This is a genomic window from Streptomyces sp. NPDC029164 (assembly GCF_055563995.1).
Window position 1 is genome coordinate 1 of the sequence record NZ_JBVHWW010000068.1, and the last position, 17,703, is coordinate 17,703.

General features: G+C 69.0%; 16 protein-coding genes and 1 tRNA gene. 9 read left to right on the forward strand and 8 right to left on the reverse strand.

From position 1 onward, the window contains the following. Positions 1 to 150: 150 nt before the first annotated feature. Genes ACZ4VT_RS36380 through dnaK form a run of 4 tightly spaced genes read right to left on the reverse strand, consistent with a single transcriptional unit; the run spans position 151 to position 4,345 of the window. Positions 151 to 621 carry a heat shock protein transcriptional repressor HspR gene (locus tag ACZ4VT_RS36380; RefSeq protein ID WP_467955656.1) on the reverse strand — a complete coding sequence of 157 codons (471 nt, stop codon included), beginning with the start codon at positions 619 to 621 and terminating at the stop codon, positions 151 to 153. Between the two features lie 2 nt (positions 622 to 623). Continuing rightward, on the reverse strand, positions 624 to 1,808 hold the full coding sequence (gene dnaJ, locus ACZ4VT_RS36385) for a molecular chaperone DnaJ (RefSeq protein WP_467955646.1): 1,185 nt from the start codon (positions 1,806 to 1,808) through the stop codon (positions 624 to 626). Positions 1,809 to 1,847: 39 nt separating this feature from the next. Further along, on the reverse strand, positions 1,848 to 2,501 hold the full coding sequence (gene grpE, locus ACZ4VT_RS36390; RefSeq protein WP_467955647.1) for a nucleotide exchange factor GrpE: 654 nt from the start codon (positions 2,499 to 2,501) through the stop codon (positions 1,848 to 1,850). Next, positions 2,501 to 4,345 (reverse strand): molecular chaperone DnaK, encoded by a 1,845-nt coding sequence (dnaK, locus tag ACZ4VT_RS36395; RefSeq protein WP_362811249.1) that lies wholly within the window; start codon positions 4,343 to 4,345, stop codon positions 2,501 to 2,503. Before dnaK ends, grpE begins: the two co-directional genes overlap by 1 nt. A gap of 253 nt (positions 4,346 to 4,598) precedes the next feature. Between dnaK and ACZ4VT_RS36400 the strand changes: the two genes are divergently transcribed. Both ACZ4VT_RS36400 and ACZ4VT_RS36405 read left to right on the forward strand, forming a co-directional pair. Further along, positions 4,599 to 5,135 (forward strand): sugar transferase, encoded by a 537-nt coding sequence (locus ACZ4VT_RS36400; protein WP_467955648.1) that lies wholly within the window; start codon positions 4,599 to 4,601, stop codon positions 5,133 to 5,135. A 110-nt stretch (positions 5,136 to 5,245) separates the two neighbouring features. Beyond that, positions 5,246 to 7,846 (forward strand): (Fe-S)-binding protein, encoded by a 2,601-nt coding sequence (locus ACZ4VT_RS36405; RefSeq protein WP_467955649.1) that lies wholly within the window; start codon positions 5,246 to 5,248, stop codon positions 7,844 to 7,846. 92 nt (positions 7,847 to 7,938) lie between these two features. Here the strand turns inward: ACZ4VT_RS36405 and ACZ4VT_RS36410 are convergent, their stop codons facing one another. Beyond that, positions 7,939 to 8,958 carry a hypothetical protein gene (locus tag ACZ4VT_RS36410; RefSeq protein ID WP_467955650.1) on the reverse strand — a complete coding sequence of 340 codons (1,020 nt, stop codon included), beginning with the start codon at positions 8,956 to 8,958 and terminating at the stop codon, positions 7,939 to 7,941. 241 nt (positions 8,959 to 9,199) lie between these two features. On the opposite strand from ACZ4VT_RS36410, the gene ACZ4VT_RS36415 reads away from it, so the two are divergent. Then, positions 9,200 to 10,147, forward strand: a complete 948-nt coding sequence (locus ACZ4VT_RS36415; protein WP_467955651.1) for a Yip1 family protein — start codon at positions 9,200 to 9,202, stop codon at positions 10,145 to 10,147. A 74-nt stretch (positions 10,148 to 10,221) separates the two neighbouring features. On the opposite strand, the gene ACZ4VT_RS36420 is transcribed toward ACZ4VT_RS36415, so the two are convergent. Next, positions 10,222 to 10,722, reverse strand: coding sequence for a phosphoribosyltransferase (locus ACZ4VT_RS36420; protein ID WP_362811234.1), 501 nt, complete (start codon positions 10,720 to 10,722; stop codon positions 10,222 to 10,224). Beyond that, positions 10,719 to 11,306: a dCTP deaminase gene (gene dcd / locus ACZ4VT_RS36425; protein WP_030709189.1), complete on the reverse strand. Its 588-nt coding sequence runs from the start codon at positions 11,304 to 11,306 to the stop codon at positions 10,719 to 10,721. The genes ACZ4VT_RS36420 and dcd overlap by 4 nt, the downstream gene beginning before the upstream one ends. A gap of 457 nt (positions 11,307 to 11,763) precedes the next feature. Between dcd and ACZ4VT_RS36430 the strand changes: the two genes are divergently transcribed. From ACZ4VT_RS36430 to ACZ4VT_RS36455, 6 genes are all read left to right on the forward strand, one after another. Then, positions 11,764 to 11,834 (forward strand) — tRNA-Gly (locus ACZ4VT_RS36430). A 599-nt stretch (positions 11,835 to 12,433) separates the two neighbouring features. Next, positions 12,434 to 12,751: a hypothetical protein gene (locus tag ACZ4VT_RS36435; protein WP_467955652.1), complete on the forward strand. Its 318-nt coding sequence runs from the start codon at positions 12,434 to 12,436 to the stop codon at positions 12,749 to 12,751. A gap of 464 nt (positions 12,752 to 13,215) precedes the next feature. Beyond that, positions 13,216 to 13,419, forward strand: a complete 204-nt coding sequence (locus ACZ4VT_RS36440) for a cold-shock protein (RefSeq protein WP_030228768.1) — start codon at positions 13,216 to 13,218, stop codon at positions 13,417 to 13,419. Between the two features lie 310 nt (positions 13,420 to 13,729). Further along, positions 13,730 to 15,244, forward strand: coding sequence for a DEAD/DEAH box helicase (locus ACZ4VT_RS36445; RefSeq protein WP_467955653.1), 1,515 nt, complete (start codon positions 13,730 to 13,732; stop codon positions 15,242 to 15,244). Between the two features lie 46 nt (positions 15,245 to 15,290). Then, positions 15,291 to 15,695 (forward strand): CBS domain-containing protein, encoded by a 405-nt coding sequence (locus tag ACZ4VT_RS36450; RefSeq protein WP_467955654.1) that lies wholly within the window; start codon positions 15,291 to 15,293, stop codon positions 15,693 to 15,695. A 51-nt stretch (positions 15,696 to 15,746) separates the two neighbouring features. Then, the gene (locus ACZ4VT_RS36455) at positions 15,747 to 16,058 is read left to right on the forward strand and encodes an SCO5918 family protein (RefSeq protein ID WP_467955655.1); all 312 of its coding nucleotides are present in this window, start codon (positions 15,747 to 15,749) and stop codon (positions 16,056 to 16,058) included. Positions 16,059 to 16,162: 104 nt separating this feature from the next. Here the strand turns inward: ACZ4VT_RS36455 and ACZ4VT_RS36460 are convergent, their stop codons facing one another. Next, positions 16,163 to 16,522, reverse strand: a complete 360-nt coding sequence (locus tag ACZ4VT_RS36460) for a hypothetical protein (protein WP_031143209.1) — start codon at positions 16,520 to 16,522, stop codon at positions 16,163 to 16,165. Positions 16,523 to 17,703: the final 1,181 nt, after the last annotated feature.

Consider the following 17,703-nt stretch of genomic DNA (forward strand, 5'->3'; position numbering starts at 1 on the left):
GTTGGACCTTGGGGGAAGTCCCCCCCCCCGGAACGGGGATGAGGGCGAGGGTGTAAACAAGAACCCCAAGGGGAACCGCGAGTTCCCCCAAACCCCCCCCGTCCCCCCCCTGGGGGGGGCGGCCCCCGCCGGTGCGGAACGGGGACCGGGTCAGTCCAACGGGCGCTTGGGGCTGGGCCGCCAGACGACCAGGGCACTGCCCGGCTGCGGGGGCTGGTACTTGACCAGGTCGCGCCGGTACGAGGCGTGCACCTGGGCCTCGCGGGCCTGCAGCGTGGCCGCCGCGCCGTCCACCGCCGCGGAGAGCTCGGCCACGCGCTGCTGGAGCGCGGCGACCTGGTTCTCCAGTTCGATGATCCGCTTGATGCCGGCGAGGTTGATGCCCTCGTCCTGGGACAGCGCCTGCACCGTGCGGAGCAGTTCGATGTCGCGGGCCGAGTAGCGCCGGCCGCGGCCGGCCGTACGGTCCGGGGAGACCAGGCCGAGACGGTCGTACTGCCGCAGGGTCTGCGGGTGCAGACCCGAGAGCTGGGCGGCCACCGAGATCACGTAGACCGGGGTCTCGTCGGTGAGCTGGTAGCCCCCGCCCAGGCGGGAGGACTGTCGTCGGCGGCCGTCCATGGTCATGCTCCCTTCGCGGACTCGAACAGCGCGGAGCGCGGGTCCTCGGACTCCGTTGCCTCGCGGTACATCTCCAGCGCCTCACGGGCCTTGTCCGACAGCTCGGTCGGGACCGCGACCTCCACCGTCACCAGCAGGTCGCCGCGGGTGCCGTCCTTGCGGACCGCCCCCTTGCCGCGCGCCCGCAGGGTCCGTCCGTTGGGGGTGCCCGGCGGCAGCTTCAGCGTCACCGAGGGGCCGTTCAAGGTCGGGACCTTGACGTCGGCGCCCAGCGCCGCCTCCGCGAACGTCACCGGCACGGTCACCGTCAGGTTGTCGTCCTTGCGGCCGAACACCGGGTGCGAATCGACGTGCACGACCACGTAGAGATCACCGGCGGGACCGCCGCGCTCGCCCGGCGCACCCTTGCCGCGCAGCCGGATCCGCTGGCCGTTGGAGACGCCCGCCGGGATCCGGACCTGCATGGTGCGCGAGGAACGGGCCCGGCCGCTGCCCTTGCAGACGTCGCAGGGGGTCTCCGCGATCAGGCCGCGGCCCTTGCAGTCCGCGCAGGGGTCGGTCAGCGAGAAGCCGCCGCCGCTGCCGCGCGAGACCTGGCCGGTGCCGACGCAGGTCGGGCACACGCGGGGCGTGCCGTTCTTGTCGCCGGTGCCCGAGCAGGCCTTGCAGGGTGACTGGGAGGACATCCGGAGCGGGACCGTGGCCCCGTCCACCGCCTCCGTGAAGGAGAGGGTGACCTCCGACTCGATGTCCTGGCCGCGGCGCGGCTGGGTACGGGTGCCCGCACCCGGGCCGGCGCCGCGGTTGAAGAGGCCGCCGAAGACGTCGCCCAGGCCGCCGCCGAAGCCGCCGGCCTGCCCGCCGCCCTGCTGGGTGCCGCCGAAGAGGTCGCCCAGGTCGAAGTTGAACGAGCCGCCGCCCCCGCCCGGCCCGGGGCGGAAGCCACCGTTGCCGAACAGGGCGCGCGCCTCGTCGTACTCCTTGCGCTTCTTGGCGTCGCCGAGGATGTCGTTCGCCTCGGAGACCTCCTTGAAACGCTCCTCGGCGGAGGCGTCGCCCTTGTTGGCGTCCGGGTGGAACTCGCGCGCGAGCTTCCGGTACGCCTTCTTGATCTCGGCCTCGGTGGCGTCCTTCGGGACACCGAGGACCTTGTAGTAGTCCTTCTCGACGAAGTCCTTCGTGCTCATCCCCGGTGTCCCTCCTCTCGTACCTCTACGTGTACTGCGTCAGCCCTGGTCGGCTGCATCCGCGTCCTCGCCGGACGGCTTGTCGCCCTCGGCGGACTCGGACTTGGGAGCCGCGCCCGGCTGGGGCTCGGCCACCGCGACCCGTGCGGGACGGATCGTACGCTCGCCGATCCGGTACCCCGGCTGGAGGATCGCCACGCAGGTGTCCTCGGTGACGTCCGGCGCGTACGAGTGCATCAGGGCCTCGTGGATCGTCGGGTCGAAGGGCTCGCCCTCCTTGCCGAACTGCTGCAGCCCCATCTTGGCGGCCACCGTCTCCAGCGACTCGGCCACCGACTTGAAGCCGCCGACCAGCTCGCCATGCTCCCGCGCCCGGCCGATGTCGTCCAGGGTCGGGAGGAGCTCCGTCAGGAGGGACGCGACCGCGATCTCCTTGACGGTGATCCGGTCCCGCTCCACCCGGCGGCGGTAGTTCTGGTACTCCGCCTGCAGCCGTTGGAGGTCCGCGGTGCGCTCGGAGAGCGCCGTACGGGCCTGGTCCAGCTGCGCGAGCAGAGCCACGTCCTGGCTTGCGTCCCCGGCCGGGGCCGCCGCCTCCTCCGTGGCGGAGTCGGCGGCCTTCGGCTCGGCGTCGTCCTGACCGGCGTCGGGGACTTCGGGCTTCTCGTCGAAACCCGGGGTCTCCTCCGACATCAGGCAGCGCCACCCTTCGGCTTCTCGTCGTCGACGATCTCGGCGTCGACGACGTCGTCGTCGGCCTTGGCCTGCTGGGCACCCTCGGCGCCGGCGGCGCCCTGAGCGGCCTGGGCGTCGGCGTAGATGGCCTGGCCGAGCTTCTGGCTGACCGCGGCGAGCTTCTCGGTCGCGGTGCGGATCTCGGCGGTGTCCTCGCCCTTGAGGGTCTCCTTCAGCTCGGAGACGGCGGCCTCGACCTCGGTCTTGACGTCGGCCGGGACCTTGTCCTCGTTGTCCTTGACGAACTTCTCCGTCTGGTAGACGAGCTGCTCGCCCTGGTTGCGGGACTCGGCCGCCTCCTTGCGACGGAGGTCCTCGTCCGCGTACTGCTCCGCCTCCTGGCGCATGCGGTCGACCTCGTCCTTGCCGAGCGAGGAGCCGCCGGTGACGGTCATCTTCTGCTCCTTGCCCGTGCCAAGGTCCTTGGCCGTGACGTGCATGATGCCGTTCGCGTCGATGTCGAAGGAGACCTCGATCTGCGGGACGCCACGCGGGGCCGGCGGCAGGCCGGTCAGCTCGAACATGCCGAGCTTCTTGTTGTACGCCGCGATCTCGCGCTCGCCCTGGTAGACCTGGATCTGCACGGACGGCTGGTTGTCCTCGGCCGTCGTGAAGATCTCGGACCGCTTGGTCGGGATCGTGGTGTTGCGCTCGATGAGCTTGGTCATGATGCCGCCCTTGGTCTCGATACCGAGGGACAGCGGGGTCACGTCGAGGAGCAGGACGTCCTTGACCTCACCCTTGAGCACGCCGGCCTGGAGGGTGGCGCCGATGGCGACGACCTCGTCCGGGTTGACGCCCTTGTTGGCGTCCTGACCGCCGGTGAGCTCCTTGACGAGCTCGGCGACGGCCGGCATGCGGGTGGAGCCGCCGACCAGGACCACGTGGTCGATCTCGGACAGCGCGATGCCGGCGTCCTTGATGACGTTGTGGAACGGGGTCTTGCAGCGGTCGAGCAGGTCCGCGGTCAGCTGCTGGAACTGGGCGCGCGTGAGCTTCTCGTCCAGGTGCAGCGGGCCCTCGGCGGAAGCCGTGATGTAGGGCAGGTTGATCGTGGTCTCCGTGGAGGAGGACAGCTCGATCTTCGCCTTCTCGGCGGCCTCGCGCAGGCGCTGGAGCGCCATCTTGTCCTTGGAGAGGTCCACGCCGTGGCCGTTGGCGAACTGCTTCACCAGGTAGTCGACGACGCGCTGGTCCCAGTCGTCACCACCGAGGTGGTTGTCACCGTTGGTGGCCTTCACCTCGACGACGCCATCGCCGATCTCCAGGAGCGACACGTCGAAGGTGCCGCCACCGAGGTCGAAGACGAGAATGGTCTGGTCGTCCTTGTCGAGACCGTAGGCCAGGGCGGCGGCGGTCGGCTCGTTGACGATGCGCAGGACGTTCAGACCCGCGATCTCACCGGCCTCCTTCGTCGCCTGACGCTCGGAGTCGTTGAAGTAGGCCGGGACGGTGATGACCGCGTCCGTGACCTTCTCACCCAGGTACGCCTCGGCGTCGCGCTTCAGCTTCTGCAGGATGAAGGCGCTCATCTGCTGCGGGTTGAAGTCCTTGCCATCCAGGTTGATCTTCCAGTCAGTGCCCATGTGGCGCTTGACGGAGCGGATGGTCCGGTCCACGTTCGTGACCGCCTGGCGCTTGGCCACCTCGCCGACGAGGACCTCGCCGTTCTTGGCGAAGGCGACGACGGACGGCGTGGTCCTGGCGCCCTCGGCGTTGGTGATGACGGTGGGCTCGCCGCCTTCCAGAACGCTGACGACGGAGTTAGTGGTGCCCAGGTCGATGCCGACCGCACGTGCCATTTCGATTCCTCCAGCTGACTTGAGTGGAACAGACTCAACCATGCCGTATCGCTGCGCTGGCGTCAACAGAGCTGAGCCGGGTCGACTCAACCTTTAGCTGCCGCTTACGCGCAACCCTGGGGCTTCGGGCGCAGCCCGGGCTCCTGGGGCTCCGCCCCGACGGCGGAGCCCCGACGGCGGAGCCGGGGCCGAACGGGTCACCACGGCCGCGCGCCACCGCAAGACCGCCGGAGGCATGCGGCAGCGTGCTGGCATGCCCCTGCTCCTGCCCCTCCCCGCCCTCCCAGGGCTCCGGCCGGCCCGGCCGCCGGCCAAGCGGGTGGTGGACCTGCTCGGGGCGGTGATCCTGCTCGCGGCGCTCGGCCTGCCGCTCGCCGGCGTCACCGCGCTGCTGTACGCGACCCACGGCGGCCGCCCCTTCGTCCGGGAGGCCGCGGCCGGTCTGGCCGGGAGGCCGTTCCGGACCTGGCGGCTGCGCACCACCGACACCGGCCGGCTCGGCGCCGCCCTGGACCGCTGCGCCCTCGACGTGCTCCCCCAGCTGCTCAACGTGCTCCGCGGCGAGATGTCACTGGTCGGGCCGCGCCCGGAAGCCCGTACGGACCGCCCCGACCGGCTCCTCGTACGGCCCGGAATGACCGGATTGTGGCAGGTGAGCGCGCGCTCGGACCTCCCCTGGGAGGAGATGGCCCTGCTGGACCGGCATTATGTGGAGAACCACTGGCTCGGGATGGACCTCGCGATCCTTGCGCAAACCCCCCGGGCGGCCTGCAGACAAAGGCTCGCCTGAGCGACACAGATCACCGCACGCTCGGCTACATTGCGGCGTCGGGAATGGGTAACCTCAAGCCTTGACTTCATAAGTTACCGCTTAGTAAGTGCCGCCCGAGGAGCCCTCCCATGCAACTCGCCGCGATCATCGTGTCGCTGGTCCTGACCGTGGTCGGCGTCGCGCTGCTCGCCCGAGCCGTGGCGCAGATCTACCGTTTCGTGAAGATCGGCCAGCCCGTGCCGGCCGGCAGCCGCACGGACGACCCGAAGGCCCGATCCCTCACCCTCGCCCGGGAGTTCCTCGGCCACAGCCGGATGAACCGCTGGGGCATCGTCGGCTTCGCGCACTGGTTCGTGGCGATCGGCTTCCTGACGCTGCCGCCCACCCTCGCGCAGGCGTACGGCCAGCTGTTCCAGGCCGACTGGACGCTGCCGATCGTCGGCGGGTTCCTGCCGTTCGAGCTCTACATCGAGTTCATCGGCCTGATGACGGTCGTCGGCATCGTCGTCCTGATGGCGATCCGACTGCTCAGCCTGCCCTCGCGGGCCGGCCGCAAGTCGCGCTTCACCGGCTCGAAGGCCTGGCAGGCGTACTTCGTCGAGTACATCATCCTCACCATCGGCCTCGCGATCCTGTGCCTGCGCGGCCTTGAGGGCGCGATCCACCACGTGGACTCGTACGAGCCGGCGTACTTCGTCTCGTACCCACTGGTCCTGGCCTTCAAGGGGCTCTCGGCGAGCGCGCTGCAGAACGCCATCTACTTCACCGCGATGATCAAAATCGGCACCTCGCTGATCTGGATGATCGTCGTCTCGCTCAACACCAACATGGGTGTCGCCTGGCACCGCTTCCTCGGCTTCCCGAACATCTGGTTCAAGCGGAACGCGGACGGCGCGACCGCGCTCGGCGCGCTCCAGCCGATGACCAGCGGCGGCAAGGAGATCGACTTCGAGGACCCGGGCGAGGACGACGTCTTCGGCGTCTCGCAGGTCGAGCAGTTCTCCTGGAAGGGCATCCTCGACTTCTCCACGTGTACGGAGTGCGGTCGCTGCCAGTCGCAGTGCCCGGCCTGGAACACCGGCAAGCCGCTGTCCCCGAAGCTGCTGATCATGTCGCTGCGCGACCACGCGCACGCCAAGGCCCCGTACCTGCTCGCCGGCGGCGGCAAGGACATGGAGGGCAACGAGAAGGCCACGGCGGAGCAGCTGAAGGACGTCCCGGCCGCGGCCATCGCGGAGGCCGAGCGCCCGCTGATCGGCACCGTCGAGGAGAACGGCGTCATCGACCCGGACGTGCTGTGGTCCTGCACGACCTGCGGTGCGTGCGTGGAGCAGTGCCCGGTCGACATCGAGCACATCGACCACATCGTCGACATGCGCCGTTACCAGGTGATGATCGAGAGCGCGTTCCCGTCGGAGGCGGGCACGATGCTCAAGAACCTGGAGAAGAAGGGCAACCCCTGGGGCCTGGCGAAGAAGCAGCGCGTCGAGTGGACCAAGGAGGTGGACTTCGAGGTCCCGATCATCGGCAAGGACGCGGAGGACCTCTCCGAGTTCGACTACCTCTACTGGGTCGGCTGCGCCGGCGCCCTGGAGGACCGGGCCAAGAAGACCACGAAGGCCTTCGCCGAGCTGCTGAACATCGCGGGCGTCAAGTTCGCGATCATGGGCGGCGACGAGAAGTGCACCGGTGACTCGCCGCGCCGCCTGGGCAACGAGCCGCTGTTCCAGCAGCTGGGCCAGGAGAACGTGGCCATGCTGAACATGGCGTTCGGCGAGGACGACGACGACCCGTCGACGAAGAAGCCGAAGTCGGCGAAGCGGATCGTCTCGACCTGCCCGCACTGCTTCAACACCATCGCGAACGAGTACCCGCAGCTGGGCGGCGAGTACGAGGTCATCCACCACACGCAGCTGCTGCAGCACCTGATCGACGAGGGCCGGCTGACGCCGGTCACGCCGGTGGACGGTCTGATCACGTACCACGACCCGTGCTACCTGGGCCGGCACAACAAGGTCTACACGCCGCCGCGCGAGATCATGTCGGCCGTGCCGGGCCTGCGTCAGCAGGAGATGCACCGCCACAAGGAGCGGGGCTTCTGCTGTGGCGCCGGTGGCGCGCGGATGTGGATGGAGGAGCGGATCGGCAAGCGCATCAACAACGAGCGTGTCGACGAGGCCCTGTCCCTGAACCCCGACATCGTCTCCACCGCCTGCCCGTTCTGCCTCGTGATGCTCACCGACTCGGTGAACGGCAAGAAGAACGACGGCCAGGCGAAGGAACACGTCCAGGTCGTCGACGTGGCGCAGCTGCTGCTGGACTCGGTCAAGACGCCCGGCCCCACGGAGGCGGAGCTCGCGGCCGCGGTGGCTGAGGCGGAAGCCGAGGCGGCCGCCGCCGCGGCGGAGGCCGAGGCCGCTGCCGCCGCCGCGAAGGCGGAGGCCGAGGCGAAGGCCAAGGCGAAGGCGGAGGCCGAGGCGGAAGCCGCGGCGAAGGCGAAGGCCGAGGCTGCGGCCGCGGCTGAGGCTGAGGCTGAGGCGGAAGCCGAGGCCGCTGCGGAGGCTGAGCCCGAGGCTGCGGCAGACGCCAAGGCTGAGGCGGAGACTGAGGCCGAGGCGGAGGCGGAGGCGGAGGCTGGAGCCAAGGCCGAGGCTGGAGCCAAGGCCGAGGCGGAGCCCGCCGCGGAGTCCGAGGCGGCGGCTGAAGCCAAGCCCGAGGACGCCAAGTAGCACCAGCCCGCACACCACGCGGAACGGAACGGCCGGTACCCCCACACGGGGAGACCGGCCGTTCCGGCGTTCCAGGCCGGGACGGGCGGGGCTCAGCCCCCGCCGCCCGCACGGCGGCGCCGCAGCAGCGCGAAGCCGAGCCCGGCCGCACCCACCGAGGCCAGGCTGCCGCCCGCGGCGACCAGCACGGGGCTCTCGCCCTCCGACGGGGTGACCCCCTCGGCGCCGGCCTTCACGCCGCCCTTCGGAACGACCCTGCCGTCCCGCTTCTCGTCCCGCGTCTCGTCCTTCAGGTCCTTCTTCGCATCCTTCTTCACCGGGCCGACCGTGTACTTCCCGATCAGCCTGCCGCTGAAGTCGTACACCCAGCTGTTCCCGCCGCCCTTGCCGTCGATGACGACGAACTGCACGCGCTTGCCGTCCTGGACGAGCTTGTACGTCCAGCCGTCGTGCTGCGTGCTGGGACGCTTCGGGTCGATCGCGCCCAGGGCGTTGCCGTTCGGCATGGAGATCTCGACGCGCTTGCCGTTCGGGCCGTCGACCAGCTTGGCGATCCGCCCGTCGGGCAGGGTGACGCGCACCGAGCTCTCCTTCCTGACGTCCTTCTCGACGTCCGGCTGTGGCTTCGGCTTGGGCTTCGGCGCGCCCTCCATCCACGAGGTCACGGTGCCGTTCGGCTGGAGCACGACGTGCAGGCCGTTGTTCTGCCCGTACGCCGCGGCGCCGCCCTTGCTGACCAGCGTGTCCAGCTTGGTCGAGCCGGCGAGGACGTCGGCCTCGAAGTGGTTGTCGCCGATCTTGTAGACCTTGGCGACCGAGCCGTCCGCCAGCTTCACGGCGGTGAGGTACGCACGGACGCTCGGCTTGGTCTCCGGCTCCGGCTCCGGCTCCGGCTTCGGCTCCGGCTTCGGCTTCGGCGTGACCGGCGGCGTCGTGGGCCGCGGCGTCGGCGGCACGGACGGGTCGACCGCCGGCTGCTCGACGCCCGGCAGTACCTCCGGTTCCGGAACGGCCGGGGAATCCGCGAAGGCTGATCCGACCGGGAGGGTCATGACAGTGGCCGCGCCGGCGACGACGGCGGTACGGAGGGTGGTTCGGCGGATGCTGCGCATGGGTGTCTCTTCCTCGGGCTCGTTCGTGCTGCGGGGCGGCGACGGATACGAAGCTACGGGCCCGATATGTGCGCATTCCGTCGGCAACGTAACGACGAGCCAGACTGTGACGCAGCCATGTAAACCGGACACCCGGTAAGACCCTGAGGTACCCCTAGGGGATGTCACAGGTCAGCCGCAAAGGGTGCGTATTGCGAGCGACCGTCCACAGGGGCTCGCCGGACCAGGTACGTTCGATCACGTGGCTGGATTCAGGATCGGACGGGGCCGGGACAACAACCGCACTCCGCAACAACCCCCGCAGCAGCAGCAGTCGTACGGCCGGCAGCAACCACCGCCGCCGTACGGCCAGCAGCCCTACCCTCCCGCCGGAGGCCCACCTGCGCAGCAGCAGTGGCCGCAGCCGGGCGCCGGGGGCCACGGCGAGCCGGAGTACTTCGACCCGTACGGACAGCAGCAGCAACCGCCGCACCCGGCGGGCCCGCAGCAGTCCCCGTACGGCCACGGAGGCCACGGCGGCGGTGGCGGTGGCGGTGGCGGCTACACGAACGACAACCCGGGGCACACCCAGGTCTTCGCGGTCGGCGAGGACCCGTACAGCCAGGGCGCGACCTACCACGCGGGTGCGGCCGCGGCCGCGCCGTCCGGGCCGCGACTGCCGTGGAAGGAACTCCTCCGCGGCATCGTGACGCGGCCGGGCCAGACCTTCCTCCAGATGCGCGACCACGCCGTCTGGGGCCCCGCGCTGACCGTGACCTTCCTCTACGGGCTCCTCGCGGTCTTCGGCCTCGACGACGCCCGCGAGGACGCGATCAACGCGACCCTGTCGAAGGCCGTCCCGATCGTCCTCTCCGCGGGCGTCGCCTTCGTCATCTGCGGCCTGATCCTGGGCGCGGTCACCCACACGCTCGCCCGCCAGATGGGCGGCGACGGCACGTGGCAGCCGACGGTCGGCCTGTCCATGCTGATCATGTCCATCACGGACGCGCCGCGCCTGCTGTTCGCGGTGTTCCTCGGCGGCGACAACATGGTCGTGCAGGTCCTGGGCTGGGCCACCTGGGTGGCGGCCGGAGCGCTCTTCACCTCGATGGTCAGCAAGTCGCACGACCTGCCGTGGCCGAAGGCGCTGGGCGCCTCCGCCATCCAGCTGATCGCACTGCTGTCGATCATCAAACTGGGCACCATCTAGCCCTCGCACCGCACGCGAAAGGCCCGCCGCGCGGAAACCGCGCGGCGGGCCTTTTCATCACTCGATCTCCATGCTCAGGCGTCGAGAACCTGACCCTCACGCTTCACGACGGGAGGTTCGACCGACCAGGGGAAATTGATCCACTCGTCGGTCTTCTTCCACACGTACTCGCACTTCACGAGCGAGTGGGACTTCTCGTAGATGACGGCGGAGCGCACCTCGGCGACGTGGCCCAGGCAGAAGTCGTGGACGAGCTTCAGCGTCTTGCCCGTGTCGGCCACGTCATCGGCGATGAGGACCTTCTTGTTCGTGAAGTCGATCGCCTCGGGGACGGGCGCCAGCATGACCGGCATCTCGAGCGTGGTGCCGACACCGGTGTAGAACTCGACGTTCACGAGGTGGATGTTCTTGCAGTCGAGCGCGTAGGCCAGCCCGCCCGCGACGAACACGCCGCCACGGGCGATGCTCAGGATGATGTCGGGCTCGTACCCGTCGTCGGCGATGGTCTGCGCGAGCTGCCGCACGGCCCGCCCGAACCCCTCGTAGTCGAGGTTCTCGCGTACTACGTCACTCATGCGTCGTGCCTCACCTGGGTGCGGTGGAAGTTCTGGAAGGAGCGCGAGGCGGTCGGTCCGCGCTGTCCCTGGTACCTGGACCCGTAGCGCTCGCTGCCGTACGGGAACTCCGCGGGCGAGCTGAGCCGGAACATGCACAGCTGGCCGATCTTCATGCCCGGCCAGAGCTTGATCGGCAGCGTGGCGAGGTTCGACAGCTCCAGGGTCACGTGACCCGAGAACCCGGGGTCGATGAACCCGGCGGTCGAGTGCGTCACCAGGCCGAGGCGGCCCAGACTGGACTTCCCCTCCAGCCTGGAGGCGATGTCGTCGGGCAGCGAGATGACCTCGTACGTGGACGCGAGGACGAACTCACCGGGGTGCAGGATGAAGGCCTCGTCCCCCTCCGGCTCGACCATCCGGGTCAGGTCCGCCTGCTCGATCGCCGGATCGATGTGGGCGTACCGGTGATTCTCGAACACCCGGAAGAACCGGTCGAGACGTACGTCGATGCTGGAGGGCTGCACCATCGACTCCTCGAACGGGTCGATGCGAACCCGTCCGCTGTCGATCTCGGCCCGGATGTCTTTGTCAGAGAGAAGCACGTCCCGAGGATACGCAGAGCGCGCGGGCCACCCCCAATCGAGAGCGGCGCCCGCGCGCCCGTCCGCTATCGCTTGACCGCTGCCCCGACGGGCACGGCGTGCCGCAACCGCGCGCACCGCGGACACCGCAGCAACCGCCCGGGCCCGATCCGGCCGGCACCGAGGTGCTGCAGCGGGAAGGAGGCGGTACTGAAAACGTGCCCTTCGGCACAACGGACGACGGTGTGCTCCATCGAGTCCCTTTCCCCAACGAGCCGTACTGCGACGAATCGCCACATTAGGGGATGATCGGCACCCACTCCAGCCGCCGCTCCGCACCCACACGGTACGCCCCAACTCCCGCACCCACACGCCTCGGTGCACACCACACACGACATCGACCCCGCGGCAAATTCACCGGGGGTCGATCATGAGGTAGAGTGGGCGACGATGGAGCTCCAGGCAACTGGCCCACCGCGCGGATGTAGTTTAATGGTAGAACATGAGCTTCCCAAGCTTATAGCGCGGGTTCGATTCCCGTCATCCGCTCTTGAGAGAAGGCCCAGGTCAGCGACCTGGGCCTTCTTCGTTGTCTAGACCTCTCAGCCCCTGCCGTGCCCTCTGCGTGTCCCAACTGGCGGGAATGCCCTGCTCGAAGGGCCCTTCACGCACCACTTGCACCACACGGGCCCCGCCGATCTCGGACCCGCGAGACGCATTCTCGACGACCCGCGTCACACGACTGCCCCCGCCGCGTGAATTCGCTTGCCCAAAGAGGCGGTTGACCGGAAGGGTCGGCGCAGACCCGCGGGGGGACTACCTAGCCCTCTTTCCCGGCCAACACGCGATCGGCGGCGTAGTGCGGGCAGGAAGGGAGATGCCACGTCACCGTCACCCGGCGCCGGTCGGCGGCGATGGTACGGGCCTGCCCAGTGGCTGGGCAGGCCGAACAGTGCGGGCACACGACGGTTTCGAACTTCAACTCAGCCATCACCTGCGCCACCCTTCCCCGCCAACGGTGCTCGCGACGAGAGTGCCACGCCTCTCAGCGGGACAGGGTTCACACACCGGTCTCCGCTGATGCGAGTCTCGGACAAAGCTGCGCACCGGGGCTCGGGGGCGGCTCATGGTCCGGCCGTGCCAGTGAGATGACCTTTGAGATCACCGTCCAGCTGACCATCTCGTCAGGAGGTTCCCCGCGGGTGCCGGTGAATGAAGGCAGTGACCCTGAGCAGGACACTCCGGCAGAGCGGCCAGGCACGGATGTTCCTGCCGCTTACGTGTGGGCCACCGCCGACCCACCACGCCTTCCCGCTGAGGCGGCCGCCACAGTCGAGGCCATCACGCAGGCTGTGCACGAGGGCGATGATGTTCGCATCCGGATCCTGTTGGCAGCCTTGGTCAACGTCGTCGACACCGAGGTACTCCTCCACCTTCGAGAGCGGCTCAGCGAACGACCGCAATAATGGTCAGAGCGGGGTGGTCGCGCCGCCTTGCCGTGGGCGCCACCGAGACCGCCATGGAGCACGTGCGAGCTGATCCCTTCGGGACGGCGCTGCGGACCCACCCCGCAGGCTCACGTCCCGATGGACTGCACGTCGCAGCTGGCGGACACCCTTGCTCCCGAAACGCTGCACTCGGGGGGAATCAATATCTATCCCCGCGGTCAGAGAGTTTAATGGACCCCGCAGGGAGAGTTTTTCCGCACCGCACACGATGGAGATATTTAACGCACACAAACTGCTGCAGCGTGCTACTGTCGATCTCGGTTGCAGTTTTGGTACCCAAAAACTTCAAGCGCCTCCAATCGGCCTCCGCGCCACATTCGAGCGCTTTATATGTCCGGGTCATTTTCCGGCGGGGCATCATCGCGGCGACACGGTGTCCGTAGAGTGCGGATGCTGGTGTACTGCCCCAAAGGAGATATGACATGGCATCTGGCACCGTGAAGTGGTTCAACGCGGCAAAGGGTTTCGGCTTCATCGAGCAGGACGGTGGCGGCGACGACGTCTTCGCCCACTTCTCGAACATCGCCACCCAGGGCTTCCGCGAGCTGCTGGAGGGCCAGAAGGTCACCTTCGACATCGCGCAGGGCCAGAAGGGCCCGACGGCCGAGAACATCGTTCCCGCCTGACGCTGACGCGCATTTTCGTAGCTGGGGCCCGCATCCCTCGGGGTGCGGGCCCCAGCTGCACACATTTCCCGCAGTGGTGGCACCTACGGGACGAAAACATTCAGGGTGACAGCCTCCCCCGGAGCTTCAACCCCACTTTTCTGGATTTCGCGTCCACATGACGCCACCCCATCTCAGCACCTGCGCCCGTACAGGATCCCTGTAGGCCAGAGTCGCTTTCGCATTCCATTCGGCCCGTTCTTGCGATTCCCTGCGCTGCGTTTCCGCTGCGGGAATTCCTTGATACGTGCCGCATCAAGGAAGGTTCTGAATGAACCGCACACGTACGAACGACCGTTCCTCCCGCACCCGCAGCCGCACCGGCGGCCCCGCTTTCGGCGCTGCCGCCAATTCGGAGCGGGGCAGGCGGTTCGGATCGTCGACCCCGAGCCGTTCCGGAGGTCCGAGCCGCTCGGGCGGCTACGGCCGCCGGCCCGCCGCGGTCCAGGGCGAGTTCGCGCTGCCGAAAACGATCACTCCGGCGCTGCCCGCTGTCGAGGCCTTCGCCGACCTCGCCATGCCGGCCGAGCTGTTGGCCGCTCTCGGCGCGCAGGGCGTGACCGTGCCCTTCCCGATCCAGGCCGCCACCCTGCCCAACACCCTTGCGGGCCGTGACGTGCTCGGCCGCGGGCGCACCGGCTCCGGCAAGACGCTCGCCTTCGGCCTCGCGCTGCTGGCCCGTACCGCCGGGCAGCGCGCCGAGCCCCGCCAGCCGCTCGCCCTCGTCCTCGTCCCCACCCGCGAGCTGGCCCAGCAGGTGACCGACGCCCTCACCCCCTACGCCCGCGCCGTGAGGCTGCGCCTGACCACCGTCGTCGGCGGCATGTCGATCGGCAAGCAGGCCGGAGCGCTGCGCGGAGGCACAGAGGTCGTCGTAGCCACGCCCGGCCGGTTGAAGGATCTCATCGACCGTGGCGACTGCCGACTGAACCAGGTCGCGATCACCGTCCTGGACGAAGCCGACCAGATGGCCGACATGGGCTTCATGCCGCAGGTCACCGCCCTGCTCGACCAGGTGCGCCCCGAGGGCCAGCGGATGCTCTTCTCCGCCACCCTCGACCGCAATGTCGATCTGCTGGTTCGTCGGTACCTGACCGACCCGGTCGTGCACTCGGTGGATCCCTCGGCCGGTGCGGTGACCACGATGGAGCACCACGTGCTGCACGTCCACGGCGCCGACAAGCACCGCACCACGACGGAGATCGCGGCGCGCGAGGGCCGGGTGATGATGTTCCTCGACACCAAGCACGCCGTCGACCGGCTGACCCAGGACCTGCTGAACAGCGGCGTACGGGCCGCCGCCCTGCACGGCGGCAAGTCCCAGCCCCAGCGCACCCGCACCCTGGCCCAGTTCAAGACCGGGCACGTGACCGTGCTGGTCGCCACGAACGTCGCCGCGCGCGGCATCCACGTCGACAACCTCGACCTCGTCGTCAACGTCGACCCGCCGACCGACCCCAAGGACTACCTCCACCGCGGCGGCCGCACCGCCCGCGCCGGCGAGTCCGGCAGCGTCGTCACCCTGGTCACCCCCAACCAGCGCCGCGACATGACCCGCCTCATGCAGGCCGCCGGCATCACCCCGCAGACCACCCAGGTCCGCTCGGGCGAAGAGGCCCTGAACCGGATCACCGGCGCCCAGGCACCCTCCGGCGTCCCCGTCGTCATCACCGCACCGGTCGGCGAACGCGCCAAGCGCAGCACGGCCTCCCGTGGCAGGCGACGGCCCGCTTCGACGGTCCGGCGTGTGAGCGTGCGGCAGTCCGCCTTCGATGCGGTGGCCTGAGAACCGCGTGATCAGGAAACTGACCCATCTCTGCAGGAGGCACGTTTTGACGCTGGTCCAGATGCAGCCCCGCTCGGTGAACGCCAACCCTGTGCACCGGACGGTGGACGACGCGATGGAGGCGGCCGGTCCACAGGTCTGTGACGACATGACGGTCGAGGTGGCCCTGGCTGTCATGGCCAGTGCCCGCGCGGGTCATCTGCTCGTCTGCGACGAGGACGGCCTGTGCACCGGGCTGGTCACGCAGGCCCAGCTCACTGCCATCCGCGACAGCGCCGCGTACACGGACCAGGTCCGTCTCCGCGACGTCCTGGGAGACCGCGGGCCGGTCACCTCGCCCTTGACCACGGTGGCCGAAGCCGAGCACGCGATGCGCTACCGCAGGCTCGATGCCCTGCCGGTCGTCGACGAGCGGGGCAGCGCTCTGGGCATCCTCGCCCTTGCCCGCTGAACCTCCTCACCGCGGAACGACCGTCCCCCTTTCTTCTTCCTGTGAGGCAACATGCGCTGTGTCATCGCCCGTTTCCCGTTCGACCTGACCAAGAGCGGTGTCCTGGAGTCGATGAAGGGCGTCAAGCCCGAGCAGGTCGTCGGTGAGTCCGTGATCATCGGCCGCCGTGTCTACCCCGTCAAGCAGGTCGGCCAGGTCATCACCCGTCAGGACCGCCGTGACTTCAGCGCCGGCGAAGTCCTCCGGGCCATGACCCAGCTCGGGTTCACCTGCCGCGGCCTCCCCCGGGCCACCGTGCCCACGCGTGTCCTCAGCCCGCTCCAGCAGGCTTCCGCGATGCTCGGCATCCCGGTGACCGTCTGACGGACAGGACCGGCGCAAGCCGACACCCGAACAGCAAGGAGGGCCCGACCAGCAAGCGCGCCGGTCGGGCCCTCCCGCGTACCGGGGGTTACGCGAATGTCGGGTCAGTGGTCGGAGTAGCTGAAGTCGCCCATGGTCCAGGCGCTGACGTCCGCGATCGAGACGCGGTACATCCCACCCGTCTCCGGGATCCCCACCGTGCCCTGCAGGATGCGGGCCACATGGAAGTGCAGATGGGTGGGCGGCCCCTCTTGGGGGGTCGTGGTGGTGAAGATGGCGGCGAACTCGCCCAGGCGGGCCGAGTCCGTCAGCACCTCCGACACCCGCTGCCTCCACACGGCTTCGGGAGCCAGCCGACCGGTGATGACAGCACCACCAGTGACGACGGTCAGGGACATCTGGTTGCTCTGCCCGGACTCCACCAGGGTGGCAACGTCAACGAGCAACTCGTCAGGCTTCGACATGGCAGCCGATTTTATGCACCGGTCGTCCCGTTCTCTCGACCGGGAGGACTACCGGTCGAGAAGAGCAATCACCGTCTTCCCGCCGGAGACCCGACGGGTGACCGCGGTCGCTCGGGCGAGACGGTTGGCCGTGGGCCAGCCGAATCCACCGGTACCGCCGTACAGGTCAGGGTGCGCATACGCGGCGCGTGCGGCCAATCCGCGTCCGGCCCCTGCCTGCCTGATCCCTGCGCCCCCAACTGCACGCCAACCCGACTCAGATATCTCCAGGAAGGCCTGAGCCCTGACCTGCTGTGCAGACTGCTCTGCGCATCTGGGCCGAGCGCGAAGGTCTAGTTCTCCTCGGCGGGCACGAAAGTCTATGACGGCCAGAGTAGACATTGCGCGGTGGCGTGGTTATGGTTTCTCTCGTAGCCCAGAGAGACAGCAGGGCCTGGCAGAGACGAACTGCCGGGCAGCAGTACCCGCGGTTGCAGTGCGCATGACGGTGCGGTGGTGGAGTTCCGAAGCCAGGGTTGTTGCAGGACGGCGACGGGACTGACGACCGGACCGGGGGGCCCGCAGTGATCAGGGGCCGCCGAGAGCAGTACCGCAGTTAACGCAGTGGCAGTACCCGAAGTAAGTGCAGTTCGCAGTACCCAGCAGTGAAGTAAGTGAGCAGCACCTCGGTGAAGGCGTCGGCTGCGGGCGCGCGCACCGGGAAGTTCGGCAGTGGGGTTCTAAGCCAGAGCAGACGCAGGATGGGCGACGGGGCTGGCTGCCGGAGTGGCGCTAGGTCAGGCCACCAGCAGTACGCAGTATGAGCAGTGCAAGCAGTAAGCAGTTGATCACCGAGGGAAGAACGGAGGAGCCGAGCGCCATCAGGATCGCCCGGGCGGAAGTCTGAGCCCGGGTACCGCAGGACATCGATAGTGAGGTGGTCTCCGGTCAAGCAACCGCGATCCCCGCATTCCCGGCAGCGTGTCGGCCGGGTCGGCGGAAACACAGGGTCGGCGCAGTATCAGGGCCGACAGATGGTGTAGTAGTTCCTTCGGGGCCCGGGGGGGGGGGGGGGGGGGGGGGGAGGGGGGGGGTGGGGTGGGGGGGGGGGGGGGGGGGGGGGAAAGCCCGGGCCGTGTGGCGGGGGTTTTCCGCGGGGGGGGAGCGCAGGGCAAGGGTTCTGGGGGAGGAAGGGGTCCGAT

Excerpts from the sequence above, each read along its gene's own strand:
- ACZ4VT_RS36380 (WP_467955656.1), bottom strand. The coding sequence starts at position 621 with ATGGACGGCCGCCGACGACAGTCCTCCCGCCTGGGCGGGGGCTACCAG.
- dnaJ (WP_467955646.1), bottom strand. The coding sequence starts at position 1,808 with ATGAGCACGAAGGACTTCGTCGAGAAGGACTACTACAAGGTCCTCGGT.
- grpE (WP_467955647.1), bottom strand. The coding sequence starts at position 2,501 with ATGTCGGAGGAGACCCCGGGTTTCGACGAGAAGCCCGAAGTCCCCGAC.
- dnaK (WP_362811249.1), bottom strand. The coding sequence starts at position 4,345 with ATGGCACGTGCGGTCGGCATCGACCTGGGCACCACTAACTCCGTCGTC.
- ACZ4VT_RS36400 (WP_467955648.1), top strand. The coding sequence starts at position 4,599 with ATGCCCCTGCTCCTGCCCCTCCCCGCCCTCCCAGGGCTCCGGCCGGCC.
- ACZ4VT_RS36405 (WP_467955649.1), top strand. The coding sequence starts at position 5,246 with ATGCAACTCGCCGCGATCATCGTGTCGCTGGTCCTGACCGTGGTCGGC.
- ACZ4VT_RS36410 (WP_467955650.1), bottom strand. The coding sequence starts at position 8,958 with ATGCGCAGCATCCGCCGAACCACCCTCCGTACCGCCGTCGTCGCCGGC.
- ACZ4VT_RS36420 (WP_362811234.1), bottom strand. The coding sequence starts at position 10,722 with ATGAGTGACGTAGTACGCGAGAACCTCGACTACGAGGGGTTCGGGCGG.
- ACZ4VT_RS36435 (WP_467955652.1), top strand. The coding sequence starts at position 12,434 with ATGACCTTTGAGATCACCGTCCAGCTGACCATCTCGTCAGGAGGTTCC.
- ACZ4VT_RS36440 (WP_030228768.1), top strand. The coding sequence starts at position 13,216 with ATGGCATCTGGCACCGTGAAGTGGTTCAACGCGGCAAAGGGTTTCGGC.
- ACZ4VT_RS36445 (WP_467955653.1), top strand. The coding sequence starts at position 13,730 with ATGAACCGCACACGTACGAACGACCGTTCCTCCCGCACCCGCAGCCGC.
- ACZ4VT_RS36455 (WP_467955655.1), top strand. The coding sequence starts at position 15,747 with ATGCGCTGTGTCATCGCCCGTTTCCCGTTCGACCTGACCAAGAGCGGT.
- ACZ4VT_RS36460 (WP_031143209.1), bottom strand. The coding sequence starts at position 16,522 with ATGTCGAAGCCTGACGAGTTGCTCGTTGACGTTGCCACCCTGGTGGAG.